At 66.7% G+C, this 15,021-nt stretch carries 16 protein-coding genes; 8 read left to right on the forward strand and 8 right to left on the reverse strand.

Features of this window, described 5'->3' with window-relative positions; genetic code table 11:
- Positions 1 to 88: 88 nt before the first annotated feature.
- Positions 89 to 1,018, reverse strand: coding sequence for a LysR substrate-binding domain-containing protein (locus tag ACKI2N_RS16070; RefSeq protein WP_420993558.1), 930 nt, complete (start codon positions 1,016 to 1,018; stop codon positions 89 to 91).
- A 101-nt stretch (positions 1,019 to 1,119) separates the two neighbouring features.
- Here ACKI2N_RS16070 and ACKI2N_RS16075 point away from each other — a divergent pair, with 101 nt between their 5' ends.
- The gene (locus ACKI2N_RS16075; protein WP_420993557.1) at positions 1,120 to 2,199 is read left to right on the forward strand and encodes a tartrate dehydrogenase; all 1,080 of its coding nucleotides are present in this window, start codon (positions 1,120 to 1,122) and stop codon (positions 2,197 to 2,199) included.
- A gap of 127 nt (positions 2,200 to 2,326) precedes the next feature.
- On the opposite strand, the gene icd is transcribed toward ACKI2N_RS16075, so the two are convergent.
- Complete coding sequence (gene icd / locus ACKI2N_RS16080; protein ID WP_420993556.1) at positions 2,327 to 3,577, reverse strand: NADP-dependent isocitrate dehydrogenase; 1,251 nt, start codon at positions 3,575 to 3,577, stop codon at positions 2,327 to 2,329.
- A gap of 309 nt (positions 3,578 to 3,886) precedes the next feature.
- On the opposite strand from icd, the gene ACKI2N_RS16085 reads away from it, so the two are divergent.
- The 3 genes from ACKI2N_RS16085 (at position 3,887) to ACKI2N_RS16095 (ending at position 5,535) form a co-directional block, all read left to right on the forward strand.
- Complete coding sequence (locus ACKI2N_RS16085) at positions 3,887 to 4,546, forward strand: pseudouridine synthase (RefSeq protein WP_420993555.1); 660 nt, start codon at positions 3,887 to 3,889, stop codon at positions 4,544 to 4,546.
- A gap of 118 nt (positions 4,547 to 4,664) precedes the next feature.
- A complete protein-coding gene (locus ACKI2N_RS16090) occupies positions 4,665 to 4,883 on the forward strand; it encodes a hypothetical protein (RefSeq protein ID WP_420993554.1) in 219 nt (72 codons plus the stop codon).
- 199 nt (positions 4,884 to 5,082) lie between these two features.
- Entirely contained in the window at positions 5,083 to 5,535 is a 453-nt protein-coding gene (locus tag ACKI2N_RS16095; RefSeq protein WP_420993553.1) for a DUF192 domain-containing protein, read from the forward strand.
- A 45-nt stretch (positions 5,536 to 5,580) separates the two neighbouring features.
- On the opposite strand, the gene ACKI2N_RS16100 is transcribed toward ACKI2N_RS16095, so the two are convergent.
- Complete coding sequence (locus ACKI2N_RS16100; RefSeq protein ID WP_420993552.1) at positions 5,581 to 6,066, reverse strand: YajQ family cyclic di-GMP-binding protein; 486 nt, start codon at positions 6,064 to 6,066, stop codon at positions 5,581 to 5,583.
- Between the two features lie 143 nt (positions 6,067 to 6,209).
- Between ACKI2N_RS16100 and murB the strand changes: the two genes are divergently transcribed.
- Positions 6,210 to 7,235, forward strand: coding sequence for a UDP-N-acetylmuramate dehydrogenase (gene murB, locus ACKI2N_RS16105; RefSeq protein ID WP_420993551.1), 1,026 nt, complete (start codon positions 6,210 to 6,212; stop codon positions 7,233 to 7,235).
- Between the two features lie 8 nt (positions 7,236 to 7,243).
- On the opposite strand, the gene ACKI2N_RS16110 is transcribed toward murB, so the two are convergent.
- The 3 genes from ACKI2N_RS16110 to argF form a co-directional block, all read right to left on the reverse strand.
- Complete coding sequence (locus tag ACKI2N_RS16110) at positions 7,244 to 7,555, reverse strand: pyrimidine/purine nucleoside phosphorylase (protein ID WP_420993550.1); 312 nt, start codon at positions 7,553 to 7,555, stop codon at positions 7,244 to 7,246.
- A gap of 143 nt (positions 7,556 to 7,698) precedes the next feature.
- On the reverse strand, positions 7,699 to 8,928 hold the full coding sequence (locus ACKI2N_RS16115; protein WP_420993549.1) for an argininosuccinate synthase: 1,230 nt from the start codon (positions 8,926 to 8,928) through the stop codon (positions 7,699 to 7,701).
- A 197-nt stretch (positions 8,929 to 9,125) separates the two neighbouring features.
- Positions 9,126 to 10,049, reverse strand: a complete 924-nt coding sequence (gene argF / locus ACKI2N_RS16120) for an ornithine carbamoyltransferase (RefSeq protein ID WP_420993548.1) — start codon at positions 10,047 to 10,049, stop codon at positions 9,126 to 9,128.
- A gap of 402 nt (positions 10,050 to 10,451) precedes the next feature.
- Between argF and ACKI2N_RS16125 the strand changes: the two genes are divergently transcribed.
- Positions 10,452 to 10,751, forward strand: a complete 300-nt coding sequence (locus tag ACKI2N_RS16125; RefSeq protein ID WP_420993547.1) for a DUF3579 domain-containing protein — start codon at positions 10,452 to 10,454, stop codon at positions 10,749 to 10,751.
- Positions 10,752 to 11,034: 283 nt separating this feature from the next.
- Here the strand turns inward: ACKI2N_RS16125 and rpsT are convergent, their stop codons facing one another.
- Positions 11,035 to 11,301: a 30S ribosomal protein S20 gene (gene rpsT, locus ACKI2N_RS16130; RefSeq protein WP_020201740.1), complete on the reverse strand. Its 267-nt coding sequence runs from the start codon at positions 11,299 to 11,301 to the stop codon at positions 11,035 to 11,037.
- 360 nt (positions 11,302 to 11,661) lie between these two features.
- Here rpsT and murJ point away from each other — a divergent pair, with 360 nt between their 5' ends.
- The gene (murJ, locus tag ACKI2N_RS16135) at positions 11,662 to 13,215 is read left to right on the forward strand and encodes a murein biosynthesis integral membrane protein MurJ (RefSeq protein ID WP_420993546.1); all 1,554 of its coding nucleotides are present in this window, start codon (positions 11,662 to 11,664) and stop codon (positions 13,213 to 13,215) included.
- A 190-nt stretch (positions 13,216 to 13,405) separates the two neighbouring features.
- Positions 13,406 to 14,254 carry a SirB1 family protein gene (locus tag ACKI2N_RS16140; protein ID WP_420993545.1) on the forward strand — a complete coding sequence of 283 codons (849 nt, stop codon included), beginning with the start codon at positions 13,406 to 13,408 and terminating at the stop codon, positions 14,252 to 14,254.
- A 13-nt stretch (positions 14,255 to 14,267) separates the two neighbouring features.
- Here the strand turns inward: ACKI2N_RS16140 and ACKI2N_RS16145 are convergent, their stop codons facing one another.
- On the reverse strand, positions 14,268 to 14,894 hold the full coding sequence (locus tag ACKI2N_RS16145) for a VTT domain-containing protein (RefSeq protein ID WP_420993719.1): 627 nt from the start codon (positions 14,892 to 14,894) through the stop codon (positions 14,268 to 14,270).
- Between the last annotated feature and the right edge of the window lie 127 nt (positions 14,895 to 15,021).

The raw sequence follows: 15,021 nt of genomic DNA on the forward strand, positions 1-15,021 counted from the left end.
CTTTTTGTTTGCCTGGACGCCGGTGCGGCCGCTCCCCGCTGCGCCGCCCGCGCCGGACAGGCGCGAGATTTTGGCGGACGCGGACGGGTCAATGCCACCTGGCGAACTCCTCCTGCAGGAATTCCACGCAAGCCCGGACCTTGGCGGACGTCGCCAGCCGGCCCGGGTAGACCGCCCAGACGCTCGCCGGCTGCGTGAATCCGGGCAGCACCTGGACCAGCCTGCCCTCCTCCAGCAAGGGCCGGACATCCCAGATCGACCTCAGCACCACACCCCTGCCCGCGAGCGCCCACTGCACGGCGACTTCGCCGTGGTTGGTCGTCAGCGGCCCCGACACCTTGATCGATTCCACGGCGCCGTCGCGCTGCAGCCGCCACACGCCGAACGGGTGATCGCGCTCCTTGATGATCAGGCACTGGTGGCGGGCCAGGTCTTCCAGCCGCTGCGGCGCGCCGTGCCGCTCGATGTATGCCGGTGACGCGCACAGCACCCGGTGATTGGGCGCCAGTTTCCTGGCGATCAGGCTGGGGGCGATTTCGTCGCCGATGCGCACGTCGAGGTCGAAGCCTTCGCTGGCGACGTCGACGAGCCGGTCGAACAGATCGAGGCGCAGCGCCAGCTTGGGATAGCGGTCCGACATCCTGGCCAGCGCGGGCGCGACGATATGCCGGCCGAAACCGAAGCTGCTGGAGATCCGCAGCGTGCCGCTCGGCACGCGCCGGGTATCGGAGACTTCGGTGACGAGATGCTCGACGTCGTCGAAGATCCGTTGCGCCCAGGCATAGACTCCCTCGCCCGCCTCGGTGACCGAGACCCGCCGCGTCGAGCGGTTGAGCAGGCGGGTGCCGAGACCCGCCTCGAGCACGCCGATCCGCTTGCTCACATAAGCGGCGGACACGCTCAGCGCCTCGGCCGCCGCGCTGAAGCTGGCGCGCCGGGCCACGGCGCAGAACACGCGCAGATCGTTGAGGTTGAGATCGGCGGCGCGCTCCGGGGTCCAGCGGTCGTCAGCTTTCATTGTTCACGGATCGTGCAGAGTGGATTAACCAAAGCCTCATTTTATTCCCGCTGGGGATGAACAAAAATTGGCGGCATCGTCATTGTTTACGGAGCGTGTTGATGAAGCCCAGATATCTTATCGCCGTCATCCCCGGCGACGGCATCGGCCTGGAGGTCATGCCCGAGGCGCTGCGCGCGCTCGATGCGGTCGGCAAGCGCTTTGGCATCGAGCTGGAGTACCGCCACATCGAATGGGCCAGCTGCGCCTACTACGCGCAGCACGGCCAGATGATGCCGGACGACTGGAAGGCCCGGCTCCAGGAATGCGACGCGATCCTGTTCGGCGCGGTCGGCTGGCCGGCCGAAGTCCCCGATCACGTCTCGCTGTGGGGATCCCTGCTCAAGTTCCGCCGCGAATTCGACCAGTACATCAACCTGCGGCCCGCGCGCCTGTTCGACGGCGTGCCCTGCCCGCTGGCGAACCGCAAGGCCGGCGACATCGATTTCTGGATCGTCCGTGAGAATACCGAAGGCGAGTATTCGTCCGTCGGCGGGACGATGTTCGAAGGAACCGAGCGCGAGTTCGTCGTGCAGCAGTCGGTCTTCACCCGGCACGGCAGCGAGCGGGTATTGAAGTTCGCCTTCGACCTGGCACAGCGCCGCGAGAAGACGCTGACCGTGGCGACCAAGAGCAACGGCATCGCCATCAGCATGCCCTGGTGGGACCAGCGCGCCGCCGAGGTCGCCGCGCAGTTCCCGGACGTCCGCTGGGACAAGCAGCATATCGACATCCTGTGCGCGCGCTTCGTGATGCAGCCGGACCGCTTCGACGTGGTTGTGGCCACCAATCTCTTCGGCGACATCCTGTCCGACCTGGGTCCTGCATGCACCGGCACCATCGGCCTCGCGCCTTCCGGCAACCTGAATCCCGAACGCGCCTTTCCCTCGCTGTTCGAGCCCGTGCACGGCTCGGCGCCGGATATCGCCGGCAAGAACATCGCCAACCCGGTCGCCATGATCTGGTCGGCGGCCATGATGCTGGATTTCCTCGGCAACGGCCAAGGCGCCGAACATGACGCCCACGAGGCCATCCTCGCCGCGATCGCGGCCGTGCTGAAGGAAGGCCCGCGCACCGGCGACCTCGGCGGCAAGGCCACCACCACCGAGGTGGGGCAGGCCATCGCGGTGCGGCTGGCGTAGGCGGGCGCAGAGGACCCCGGAGAGCCCCGAGGACGCGCAGCGCCGGGCAAAAAACCCCGCGGCACACAGTGCGCGCGGGGGTTCGCTGGTCTTCCGCCGGACGAGGCGGGGCGGGAGTACTTGCCGCTTACATGTTGTCGATCATCACCTGGCCGAAGCCCGAGCACGACACCTGCGTCGCGCCTTCGAGCAGGCGGGCGAAGTCATAGGTGACCTTCTTCGACAGGATCGACTTTTCCATCGACGAGATGATCAGGTCGGCGGCCTCGGTCCAGCCCATGTGGCGCAGCATCATTTCGGCGGAGAGGATTTCCGAGCCCGGGTTGACGTAGTCCTTGCCGGCGTACTTCGGCGCGGTGCCGTGGGTGGCCTCGAACATGGCCACGGAGTCCGACAGGTTGGCGCCGGGGGCGATGCCGATGCCACCCACCTGGGCGGCCAGCGCGTCGGAGATATAGTCGCCGTTCAGGTTCAGCGTGGCGATCACCGAGTACTCGGCCGGGCGCAGCAGGATCTGCTGCAGGAAGGCGTCGGCGATGGCGTCCTTGACGACGATTTCGCGGCCGGTCTTCGGGTTCTTGAACTTGCACCACGGGCCGCCGTCGATCGGCTCGGCGCCGAACTCCTTCTGCGCCAGCTCATAGGCCCAGTCGCGGAAGCCGCCTTCGGTGAACTTCATGATGTTGCCCTTGTGCACGATGGTCACCGAGGGCTTGTCGTTGTCGATCGCGTACTGGATCGCCTTGCGCACCAGGCGCTGGGTGCCCTGGCGGGAAACCGGCTTGACGCCGATGCCCGAGGTTTCCGGGAAGCGGATCTTCTTGACGCCCATCTCGTTCTGCAGGAAGGCGATCAGCTTCTTGGCCTGCTCGCTTTCCGCTTCCCATTCGATGCCGGCATAGATATCTTCCGAGTTCTCGCGGAAGATGACCATGTCGATCTTCTGCGGCTCGCGCACCGGCGAAGGCACGCCCTTGAAGTAGGCCACCGGGCGCAGGCAGACGTAGAGGTCCAGCTGCTGGCGCAGCGCCACGTTCAGCGAGCGGATGCCGCCGCCGACGGGCGTGGTCAGCGGGCCCTTGATCGACACCACGTATTCCTTCAGGGCCTGCAGCGTCTCGTCGGGCAGCCACACGTCGGGACCGTAGACCTTGGTCGACTTCTCGCCGGCGTAGATCTCCATCCAGGAGATCTTGCGCTTGCCGGCGTAGGCCTTGGCCACGGCGGCGTCGACCACCTTGATCATCACCGGGGTGATGTCCAGGCCCGTTCCGTCGCCTTCGATGAAGGGGATGATCGGATTGTCCGGAACATTCAGCGAGAAATCCTGGTTGACCGTGATCTTCTCACCGGCCGGAACCTTGATGTGTTGGTACATGACGTCTCCAGTGCGGAACGGGGGATTGGAACAGGCCGCCAGGCGCGCAGGCCGGGCGGCGAGATATGGGGGAGCGCGGGGCATTTTAGCGGGGATCGGCGCGGCCGCGATGACGCAGCGCATCATGGCCAGCACCCGGTGGCACGCTATATGCATTCCAGTCTTATATAAGACATAAGACCGTTTTCCATTATGCAGCAAAATTCCGCGTTCCGCCATTGCCGCGGCACGGCGCGGGGCTTGCCCGGGCGCGCGGCTGCGGCATACTGGCGCCCGCCGGCGCCTTGCCGGCAACGCCCCCGCATCCGCATGACCCTGATCGCCCTGAACAAACCCTTCGGCACCATGAGCCAGTTTTCCGCGCACCCGTCGCGCCCGACGCTGGCGGACTGCGTGGCGCTGCCCGGCGTGTATCCGGCGGGCCGGCTCGATGCCGACAGCGAAGGCCTGCTGCTGCTGACCGACGACGGCGCCTTGCAGGCGCGCGTGGCCGATCCGCATCACAAGCTGCCGAAGACGTACCTGGTCCAGGTGGAGAACGAGCCCGGCGCGGGCGCGCTCGCACGGTTGCGCCAGGGCGTGGACCTTGGCGACTTCCGCACCCTGCCCGCGCGGGCGCGCCTGATCGGGGAGCCCGGCTTCCTGTGGCCGCGCCAGCCGCCGGTGCGGTTCCGCGCGGCCATCCCGACGCAATGGCTGGAAATGGAGATCCGCGAGGGCAAGAACCGGCAGGTGCGGCGCATGACGGCGGCGGTGGGCTTTCCTACCTTGCGCCTGGTGCGCGTGAAGATCGGCGCGCTCGACCTGCGTGCGCTCGGGCTGGCGCCGGGGCAATGGTGCGAGATCTCGCCGGCCGATCTGGGCCTGGCGGAAACTGCCGCGCCCCGCCCGCGCGTCGCCCCCGGCGCGGACAAGGCGCGCCGGCCGGCCGGACGGCAAACCCGCGGCCCGGCGCGCCCGCGGCGATAAAGTTACAAAAATTAACAGATCGGGGGTCAACGGCCGGCCATCGGGTTTCGTTTTTGACAGTGACACGTCGCACACGAGTCACTCTTTCGAATCGATTCAACCTTCCGAGGTAGATAGCATGAACAAACTGATCGCTGCTCTGGTTGCCGGCCTGTTCGCCACCGGCGCTTTCGCTCAAGCCGCCGCTCCCGCAACGGCTGCCCCGGCCGCCGCGGCGCCCGCAGCGGAAGCTCCGGCCGCCAAGCCGGCCAAGAGCAAGAAGAGCCACGCCAAGCACGCCCGCAGCAAGACCAAGGCTGCTCCGGCCGCCAAGGCCGACGCTCCGGCTGCCCAGTAAGTTCATTGCTGGCGCGCCGGACCTAGCGTCCGGCATGCGAAAGGCAGGCTGCCCGCGGGCGCCTGCCTTTTTTGTTGGCCGCGCCGGGCCATCCAGGCAACCCAGCGAAACGATCGCGCCAGCCGCGCAGGCAATAGCTGCGTTATGCTGGCGGCTGTCCTGAACCCGTCATCCGCCGTTTTCCTTCCGTTTCCCTTCCATGCGTCCTGTCCTCCCGTTCCTTCTCGCCGGCGGCTGCGCCGTTGCCTTGCTGGGTTCCGCGTTTGCCCAGGCTCCCGCCGCCGGCCTGCCGGTCAGGCAGCTCACCGCGGGCATGTACGCGATCAAGGCGGAAATCGCCGCCACGCCGGAATCCCGCGAACTGGGCCTGATGTACCGCAAGAGCATGCCAGCCAACGAAGGCATGCTGTTCGTCTTCGAAGACAAGGCGGGGCACTGCTTCTGGATGAAGAACACCGACCTGCCGCTGTCGATCGCCTTCATCGCCGACGACGGCGCCATCGTCAACATCGAGGACATGGCGCCCCAGACGGAAGACAACCACTGCCCGCGCGCGGCCGTGCGCTACGCGCTGGAGATGAACAAGGGATGGTTCGCGCAGAAGGGCCTGAAGGCCGGCGCGAAGATCGGCGGCCTGCCGCAGCCGCGCTAGCGCAACGGCGCGCGGCGCGCGCGGCCGCCGCGCGCCGCGGCGAGATCAGTCGCGGAAGTTGTTGAAGTCCAGCGGCGCCTCGGAGACGTCCTTGCGCAGCAGCGCGATCACGCCCTGCAGGTCGTCGCGCTTGGTGCCGGACACGCGCACCGCGTCGCCCTGGATGCTGGCCTGCACCTTGATCTTGCTGTCCTTGATCATGCGCACGATCTTCTTGGCCAGGTCGCCGGTGACGCCCTTCTTGATGGTGATGACCTGCTTGACCTTGTCGCCGCTGATCTTCTCGGTCTTGCCATAGTCGAGAAAGCGCACGTCCACGTTGCGCTTGGCCATCTTGCTGATCAGCACGTCCTTGACCTGGCCGAGCTTGAAGTCGTCGTCGGCGAAGGCGGTCAGCTCGTTCTCCTTGTGCTCGACCCGCGCGTCCGATCCCTTGAAGTCGAAACGGGTGGTGATTTCCTTGTTGGCCTGCTCGACCGAGTTCTTCACCTCGACCATGTTCGCTTCGCACACTATGTCAAACGACGGCATTGCATTCTCCTTGTCTTGCTTGTTGCTGATGTTGCGGCGTAGCGCCGCCCGCCCGCGGCGGGCCGGCGGCGGCGCTTACGTATAATCCAGCCTACCCTGCAGTGCGGCGCCGCCGCGCGGCCGCCGCTTCACCTTTTCCTTGCATGGCAGATTTCCACGAATTTTATCCCCTGCGCCGCCACAATACATTCGGATTCGACGCGCGCGCGCGCTTCGCCGTGCACGTGCGCAGCGAAGCCGACCTGCAGGCGGCGCTGGCCGATCCGCGCGCACATGGCCTGCCGCTGGTGGTGCTGGGCGGCGGCAGCAACGTGGTGCTCACGCGCGACCTGGACGCCCTGGTGCTGCTGATGGAAATCCCGGGCTACGCGGCCAGCGCGGCCAGCGCGGCCGACGATGCCTTCCTGGTGACGGCGGGCGCCGGCGAGAACTGGCACGGGCTGGTCTGCCGCACCATCGCGGACGGCATGCCGGGCCTGGAAAACCTGGCGCTGATCCCCGGCACCGCGGGCGCCGCGCCGATCCAGAACATCGGCGCCTACGGCGTGGAGCTGCGCGAGCGCTTCGACAGCCTGCGCGCGTGGGACCGCCAGTCCGGCGCATTCGTGACCCTGACGGGCGAGCAGTGCCGCTTCGCCTACCGCGACAGCCTGTTCAAGGCCGAAGGGCGCGACCGCTACATCATCACCGCGCTCACGCTGCGCCTGCCGCGGCCGTGGCAGCCGGTGCTGGGCTATGCGGAACTGGCGCGGGAAATCGCCCGGGACCCGGACGCGCCGGTCAGCGCCGAACGCATCCGCGATGCCATCGTCGCCATCCGCTCGCGCAAGCTCCCGGACCCGGCCGAGATCGGCAACGCGGGCAGCTTCTTCAAGAATCCGGTGGTGGATGCGGCGCAGCGCGATGCGCTGCTGGCCGAGCATCCCGGACTGGTCAGCCATGCCCAGCCCGACGGCAGCTACAAGCTGGCGGCCGGCTGGCTGATCGACCAGTGCGGGCTCAAGGGCCTGCGCGACGGCGCGGTCGGCGTCTACGGCAAGCAGGCCCTGGTGCTGGTGCACCACGGCGGCGGCAACGGGCAGCAACTGCTGGCGCTGGCGCAGCGCATCGCCGAGACGGTGGCGGCGCGCTTCGGCGTGCGCATCGAGCCCGAGCCGGTCATCCTCTAGGCCGCGCCTCAGGCGAAGTGGCAGACGTAGTCCAGGGTTTCCTGCACTTCGATATCGAAGCTGCTATTACCCGGCACGTTGAACTGCTGGCCGGCGCCGTAAGTATTCCACTGCTCCTCGCCCGCCAGGCGCACGCGGCAGCTGCCGGCGTTGATTTCCATGATTTCCGGCGCGCCCGTGTTGAAGGTCAGCGCGGCGGGGAAGATCACGCCCAGCGTCTTGCGGGTGCCGTCCGGGAACAGCACGGTGTGGCTGACGCACTTGCCGTCGAAGTAGAGGTTGGCTTTCTTGACGACGGAAACGTTGTCGAACTGGCTCATGTCTTTGCTCCTTTGATGCGGTTCTGGGTGTCTCGATGGCCGGCATCGGCGGCGCTGGCGCGGCGCAAAAAAAGGGGCCGCGATGGCCCCTCCTTCCCACTGCCACGCCCGGCGCGCGCCGGGCCGGTAGCCGTCAGCGGGTTTTACTCGCCGCGCTGGCGACGTGCGTTCTCGGCGATGCGCATGCGCAGCGCGTTAAGCTTGATGAAGCCGCCGGCGTCGGCCTGGTTGTAGGCGCCGCCGTCGTCGTCGAAGGTCGCGATGGTCTTGTCGAACAGCGTGTCCTTCGAATCGCGCGCGACCACGATCACGTTGCCCTTGTACAGCTTGACGCGCACCCAGCCATTGACCTTGGCCTGGGTGTGGTCGATCAGGACCTGCAACGCGCGGCGTTCCGGGCTCCACCAGTAGCCGTTGTAGATCAGGCTGGCGTAGCGCGGCATCAGGTCGTCCTTCAGGTGAGCGACTTCGCGGTCGAGCGTGATCGACTCGATGGCGCGGTGGGCCTTCAGGATGATGGTGCCGCCAGGGGTTTCGTAGCAGCCGCGGCTCTTCATGCCGACGTAGCGGTTTTCCACCAGGTCCAGGCGGCCGATGCCGTGCTTGCCGCCCAGGCGGTTCAGTTCGGTCAGCACTTCGGCCGGCGTCATGCGCTTGCCGTTCAGGCCGACGATGTCGCCACCGTCGAATTCGATGTCGAGGTATTCGGCCGCGTCCGGCGCGTTCTCCGGCGACACGGTCCAGCGCCACATGTCTTCCTCGGCCTCGGCCTTGGGGTCTTCCAGGTGGCGGCCTTCGAACGAGATGTGCAGCAGGTTGGCGTCCATCGAGTACGGCGCGCCGCCCTTCTTGTGCTTCATGTCGATCTCGATGCCGGCCTTCTCGGCGTAGGCCAGCAGCTTCTCGCGCGACAGCAGGTCCCATTCGCGCCACGGGGCGATGACCTTCACGCCCGGCTCGAGGCCGTAGTAGCCCAGTTCGAAGCGGACCTGGTCGTTGCCCTTGCCGGTGGCGCCGTGCGACACGGCATCGGCGCCGGTGCTGCGCAGGATCTCGATCTGGCGCTTGGCGATCAGCGGACGCGCGATCGAGGTGCCCAGCAGGTATTCGCCCTCGTAGACCGCGTTGGCGCGGAACATCGGGAACACGAAGTCGCGCACGAACTCTTCGCGCAGGTCGTCGATGAAGATGTTTTCCGGCTTGATGCCGAACTTGAGCGCCTTCTGGCGGGCCGGCTCGAGCTCCTCGCCCTGGCCGATGTCGGCGGTGAAGGTGACCACCTCGCATTGATAGGTGTCCTGCAGCCACTTCAGGATCACCGAAGTGTCCAGCCCGCCGGAGTAGGCAAGCACGACTTTCTTGATATCGCTCATGTTCGACTCGATGCGCAAAGTAAGCGCGGCCGGCATGGTTGCCGGACACGCGAGAAATTGATGCGGAAAACCGCTATTTTGACACGTCCGCCCAGGCTTGGGCGGCACTTCCGGCCCTCAGGCCGCGTGGGCCCGCGGCATCGGCGCGCCGGATGTGCGCCATGCGCTGCGCGCGGCGGCGCCGGCCCGCGCCGCGCTCAGTAGCGGCCGCAGAGCAGGAATTCCATCAGGGCCTTCTGCACGTGCAGGCGGTTCTCGGCCTCTTCCCACACCACGCTCTTGGGACCGTCGATCACCGCTGCCTCGACTTCCTCGCCGCGGTGGGCGGGCAGGCAGTGCATGAACAGCGCGTCGGGGTTGGCGCGGTCCATCATTGCCGTGGTCACCATCCAGTCCTGGAACGCGCGCTTGCGCGCGTCGTTCTCGGCCTCGAAGCCCATGCTGGTCCACACGTCGGTGGTGACCAGGTCGGCGCCCTGGCAGGCGGCCAGCGGATCGGCGAACACGTTGACGAGGTGCGCGGCCGAAGCCGGCACCATCGCCGGATCGAGCTGGTAGCCCGGCGGCGCCGAGAAATGGAAGGTGAAGCCGAGCCGCTCGGCCGCCTGGATCCAGGTGTACGCCATGTTGTTGGCGTCGCCGATCCAGGCCACGGTCTTGCCGCGGATGCTGCCGCGCTGCTCAATGTAGGTGAACACGTCCGCCAGTACCTGGCACGGATGGTATTCGTTGGTCAGCCCGTTGATCACCGGCACGCGCGAATGCGCGGCGAAGCGCTCGATGATCTCCTGGCCGAAGGTGCGGATCATGATGATGTCGACCATGCGCGAGATCACCTGCGCCGCGTCCTCGATCGGCTCGCCGCGCCCGAGTTGCGAGTCGCGCGTGTTGAGGAACACTGCATGGCCGCCGAGCTGGTGGATGCCGGCCTCGAACGACAGGCGCGTGCGGGTCGAATTCTTCTCGAAGATCATGGACAGCGTGCGGTCGTGCAGCGGGTGCCATGTCTCGTAATTCTTGAACTTGGCCTTCAGAATCCGCGCGCGGTCCAGCAGGTACTCATACTCGTCGGGAGTCAGGTCGCTGAACTGGAGGTAATGCTTGATCGAAGTTGGGCTCATAAAACAAAGAAGGCGGCTCGGTGGGGGCACGCCGCCATGAAGGATTTCATGGCCTGAGCATGCCGCGGAGCCGCCTTTCGCGTCGCTTGCGCAATTTAACTGTAAGAATCATAAGGGATTATTTCTGCTTTGGCGAGCCTGCGCGGTGCGGCGAGGTGGCACCGGAGCTTATGCTCAGGTCTTATATAAGATATAATACTGGCTGATTCACGCGGGGCCAGGCATACCGATGCCACCGCCCGCCGCCGGCATCAAAAGTGCCCCCGCCGACACCGACGCCCCGCTGCCCAGGCCCGGAAAAGAAACGAACCAAACGTTTCCTGGCCGCGTCAAACGGGCTTTGCGTCTGGTCGAAGTCTGGCGGGTTTACCGTCGAGTCACCCGTCTTATCCCCGCAGTCCAATGAAGCCCAACGTTCGCGAATATTTCATCCAAGGCATCACCAAGGAAGGCAAGACCTTCCGTCCGAGCGACTGGGCTGAGCGGCTGTGCGGCGTGATGGCGCAATTCCGCCCCGAGGGAGACACCGGCGATCCGCGCATCACCTACTCGCCTTACGTGCGGCCCGTGATGACCGGCAACGTGAAGACCGTGGTGGTGGATGCGCGGCTGCGCGACATCGAACCCAAGGCGCTGGACTTCGTGCTCAACTTCGCGCGCGACAACAACCTGCAGCTGGTCGAGGCCTGCTCGATCGCGTAGGCGGACCCGGAGAGGTCCGGTGCCGCTGCGGCGGCAGGACCGCCGTCCGACCGCGGGCGGAGACGATGGAAAGCGCCACACAGAAAGAACCTGCCGGCGCATCCGCCAAAAAACAAAAAGCTCGTCGAATGACGAGCTTTTTTGCTGGGCACCGCAGCCCTGCGGTCCCACATTCCGGCTGCTTATCGTGCCGCCGCGCCCTGCGCCGGCGACCCGGCACGAGACAGCATGGCCGGCACGATGCCGGAGGCGCCTGGCATCGTGCCCGGCGCCGCAGCCGCTATCAGGCAGCCATCGACTTGATGGCCGACGACAGGCGCGACTTGTGGCGTGCGGCCTTGTTCTTGTGCACGATCTTCTTGTCGGCGATGGAGTCGATGATCGCTTGCGAGTTCTTGAAGATCTCGGCGGCGGCAGCCTTGTCGCCGGCTTCGATGGCCTTGCGGACGGCCTTCACGGCGGTGCGCAGACGCGAGCGCAGGCTGGAGTTATGAGCGTTTTGGGCGACGGCTTGGCGAGCGCGCTTGCGAGCTTGTGCGGAATTTGCCATTTAAGTAGATTTCCTGAATTCAGATGCGTGCTCCACGGACGTAACCGCAGGCACAATTAAGTGCACATCAAGCGACCCGGGATGCACTGGCACACGAATCCGGAACGCAACTATCCTTGTGAATCGGCAATTATACACACAAGAAAAAGCCGCTGGCAAGCTTGCCGGCATTTGCGGGCAAGCAGGTGACGCAAGGGGCCGCGCGCGGGGACGCCGCCGGGCCGAACCGTATAATACGCGCCACACCGGCCCGCCCCGCGTGGCCCCGATGCAACTTTGGCGCGCGCCCGGCGTCTCAAGCCGGTGCGCCGGCGGCACGCAGCATGCCGCCGCAGCCTCTCCCCCTTGCCGCCGACCACCTTGAACCTGCTCAAAGCGCTCGCCACCATCAGCAGCCTGACGATGCTGTCGCGCATCACCGGTCTCATGCGCGAGATCCTGATCGCGCGCGCCTTCGGGGCCTCGGACATGACCGACGCCTTCAACGTGGCCTTCCGCATCCCCAACCTGCTGCGGCGCATCTTCGGCGAGGGCGCGTTCTCGCAGGCCTTCGTGCCGATCCTGGGCGAATACCACAGCAAGCGCGGCGAGGGCGAGACGCGCGCGCTGATCGATGCCGTGGCCACGGTCATGACCTGGGTGCTGATGGGCGTGTCGCTGCTCGGCGTGATCGGCGCGCCGGTGGTGATGCTGGTGGTCGCCACCGGCTTTCACCGGCAGGGCGGCGAGACCTACGACGCGGCGGTCTTCATGACGCGCGTGATGTTCCCCTATATCGGCCTGATCTCGCTGGTGGCGCTGGCCTCGGGCATCCTCAACACCTGGCGCCGCTTCGCCATGCCGGCCTTCACGCCGGTGCTGCTCAACCTGTGCCTGATCGTGGCCGCGCTGTTCGTCGGGCCGCACATGGCGCAGCCGATCTACGCGCAGGCGTGGGGCGTGCTGGTCGGCGGCGTGCTGCAGCTGGCGGTGCAGATCCCGGCGCTGCGGCGGCTCGGCGTGATGCCGCGGCTGAGCTTCAACCTGCGCGCGGCCTGGTCCGATCCCGGCGTGCGCCGCGTCATGCGGCAGATGGCGCCGGCCCTGCTGGCGGTCTCGGTGGCGCAGATCAGCCTCATCATCAACACCAATATCGCCTCGCGCCTGGCCGCCGGCAGCGTGTCCTACCTGACCTACGCCGACCGCCTGATGGAGTTCCCCACCGCGCTGCTGGGCGTGGCGCTCGGGACCATCCTGCTGCCGAGCCTGTCGAAGGCCAGCGCCGAGGGCAACCGCGCCGAGTATTCCGGCCTGCTCGACTGGGGGCTGCGCCTGACCTTCCTGCTGGCCGTGCCGTGCGCGGTGGGGCTGTTCGTGTTCGGCACGCCGCTGACCGCGGTGCTGTTCAACTACGGCAAGTTCGACGCCCACGCGGTGGAAATGACGCGCCAGGCGCTGGTGTCCTACGGCACCGGCCTGCTCGGCCTGATCCTCATCAAGATCCTGGCGCCGGGCTTCTACGCGCGCCAGGACATCCGCACGCCGGTCAAGATCGCGCTGCTGGTGCTGGTGATCACGCAGTTGTCCAACTACGTGTTCGTGCCGCGCCTGGGCCATGCCGGACTGGCGCTGTCGATCAGCTTCGGCGCCACGGTCAACGCGCTGCTGCTGTTCCTGGGCCTGCGCCGCCGCGGTTTTTACACGCCGGCCCGGGGCTGGCCGCTGTTCCTGGCCCAGTTGCTGACCGCGGTGCTGCTGCTGGCCGGCATGCTGCTGTGGTTCGCCCGCACCTTCGACTGGGTGGGCCTGGGCGCCACGCCGCTGCTGCGCATCGCCCTGCTCGCCTCGTGCCTGGTACTTGCGGCGGTCGTCTACTTCGGTACACTGTGGCTCATGGGGCTGAGATACTCCGCTTTCAAGCGGAGAGCCGGCTAAGAGGCCCCGCCAGCCAGTCCGCCGGACGCCGCGCGCGGGAGTACGCGCGGCGCAGAGCCGGATGGCCGCGTGCGGTGCAGGGTCAAGGCAAGCGAGGTGGTGCCAGAATGAGTGCCAGAATGAGACAAGGCGGCCACGCCAGGACGGGCGGCCGCGCGAGCGCCGCCATGCCGGATTCGGGAATGCCGCGATGACAACCACGAAAGTCCTGGACTACTTCGCCAGCCTCGTGGCCGACGAGCACGGCATCCCGCTGACCGAGACGGTGCTTTCGATCGCCCAGGATGCCTACCCGGACCTGGACCTGCAGTCGGAACTGGCGGCGCTGGACGTGCTCGCGGTCCGGCTCAAGCGCCGCGTGGCCGACGGCACGCCGGCCATCCAGCGCCTGCGGCTGCTGAACCATTTCTTCTACCGCGACCTGGGCTTCGGCGCCAACGCGAACGACTATTACGACCCCGACAACTCGTACCTGAACGTGGTGCTCAAGCAGCGCCGCGGCATCCCCATCTCGCTGGCGGTGCTCTATATGGAACTGGGGCAGCAGATCGGGCTGCCGCTCAAGGGCGTGTCCTTTCCCAACCATTTCCTGGTGCGGATGTCGATACCGGCCGGCGAGGTGGTGGTGGACCCGCTCACGGGCGAGACGCTGTCCAAGGAGCAACTGCAGGACATGCTGGACCCCCACCTCGAGCGCGAGGGCATCGCCGATCCCAACGAGGTGCCGCTGGGCCTGTTCCTGCAGGTGGCCAGCCACCGCGAGATCGTGGCGCGCGTGCTGCGCAACCTCAAGTCGATCTATCTGCAGGAATCGCGCTGGCAGCGCCTGCTGGCGGTGCAGAACCGGCTGGTGATCCTGCTGCCCGGCTCGATCGAGGAAGTGCGCGACCGCGGCCTGGCCTATGCCAACCTGGAGTGCTTCCGCCCTGCGCTGGAGGACCTGGAAGCCTATGTGATGGCGCGGCCCGACGCGGCCGACACCACCCAGATCCGCGACCGCATGCCGGCGCTGCGCCTGATGAGCCGCAGCGTCAGCTGAACGTCCGCCGCGCTCAGGACGTGCGGCGCTTGCCGCCGCGCACCAGCTTCCACAGCCCGCCCAGCACCAGCGGCACGATGGCCGCGCCGATGCCGGCCAGCACGATCAGGTTCAGGTATTGCTTGATGAACGGCAAATTGCCGAAGAAGTAGCCGGCGAACACCAGGCCCAGCACCCAGGCGGCCGCGCCCAGCACGTTGAACAGCTGGAACTTGGCGAAGGTCATCTGCGACACGCCCGCGACGAACGGCGCGAAGGTGCGCACGATCGGCAGGAAGCGGGCCATCACCAGCGTCTTGCCGCCGTGGCGCTCGTAGAAATTGTGCGTCTTGCGCAGTGCCGTCTGGTCGAGGAAGCGCCAGTGCCCGTCGAACACCTTGGGGCCCACCCAGCTCCCCACCAGGTAGTTGACGGTATTGCCGCCGATGGCCGCCACCAGCAGCAGCCCGACCAGCGCCCATTCGTTCATGGCGCCCGTGGCGCAGAAGGCGCCGGCAATGAAGAGCAGGGAATCGCCCGGCAGGAACGGCAATACCACCAGGCCGGTCTCGGCAAAGACGATGGCGAAGAGGATGGCATAGACCCACGCGCCGTAGTTCTGGATCACGGTGCCCAGGTATTTGTCGACGTGCAGCAGCATGTCGATGAACTGCAAAGCGATATCCAATTCGATCCCCGTTATAGATTTAGCCGACATCATACAAGACCGGACCGGCGCCAAAGTCACCCGGGGCGGGCACCGGCCGGGCGCCCCGCACACGTATAAT

The organism is Cupriavidus sp. 30B13 (assembly GCF_049059565.2).
Lineage (GTDB): Bacteria > Pseudomonadota > Gammaproteobacteria > Burkholderiales > Burkholderiaceae > Cupriavidus.

Coding starts and splice junctions, on each gene's coding strand:
- ACKI2N_RS16070 (WP_420993558.1), bottom strand. CDS start 1,018: ATGAAAGCTGACGACCGCTGGACCCCGGAGCGCGCCGCCGATCTCAAC.
- ACKI2N_RS16075 (WP_420993557.1), top strand. CDS start 1,120: ATGAAGCCCAGATATCTTATCGCCGTCATCCCCGGCGACGGCATCGGC.
- icd (WP_420993556.1), bottom strand. CDS start 3,577: ATGTACCAACACATCAAGGTTCCGGCCGGTGAGAAGATCACGGTCAAC.
- ACKI2N_RS16085 (WP_420993555.1), top strand. CDS start 3,887: ATGACCCTGATCGCCCTGAACAAACCCTTCGGCACCATGAGCCAGTTT.
- ACKI2N_RS16090 (WP_420993554.1), top strand. CDS start 4,665: ATGAACAAACTGATCGCTGCTCTGGTTGCCGGCCTGTTCGCCACCGGC.
- ACKI2N_RS16095 (WP_420993553.1), top strand. CDS start 5,083: ATGCGTCCTGTCCTCCCGTTCCTTCTCGCCGGCGGCTGCGCCGTTGCC.
- ACKI2N_RS16100 (WP_420993552.1), bottom strand. CDS start 6,066: ATGCCGTCGTTTGACATAGTGTGCGAAGCGAACATGGTCGAGGTGAAG.
- murB (WP_420993551.1), top strand. CDS start 6,210: ATGGCAGATTTCCACGAATTTTATCCCCTGCGCCGCCACAATACATTC.
- ACKI2N_RS16110 (WP_420993550.1), bottom strand. CDS start 7,555: ATGAGCCAGTTCGACAACGTTTCCGTCGTCAAGAAAGCCAACCTCTAC.
- ACKI2N_RS16115 (WP_420993549.1), bottom strand. CDS start 8,928: ATGAGCGATATCAAGAAAGTCGTGCTTGCCTACTCCGGCGGGCTGGAC.
- argF (WP_420993548.1), bottom strand. CDS start 10,049: ATGAGCCCAACTTCGATCAAGCATTACCTCCAGTTCAGCGACCTGACT.
- ACKI2N_RS16125 (WP_420993547.1), top strand. CDS start 10,452: ATGAAGCCCAACGTTCGCGAATATTTCATCCAAGGCATCACCAAGGAA.
- rpsT (WP_020201740.1), bottom strand. CDS start 11,301: ATGGCAAATTCCGCACAAGCTCGCAAGCGCGCTCGCCAAGCCGTCGCC.
- ACKI2N_RS16140 (WP_420993545.1), top strand. CDS start 13,406: ATGACAACCACGAAAGTCCTGGACTACTTCGCCAGCCTCGTGGCCGAC.
- ACKI2N_RS16145 (WP_420993719.1), bottom strand. CDS start 14,894: ATGCTGCTGCACGTCGACAAATACCTGGGCACCGTGATCCAGAACTAC.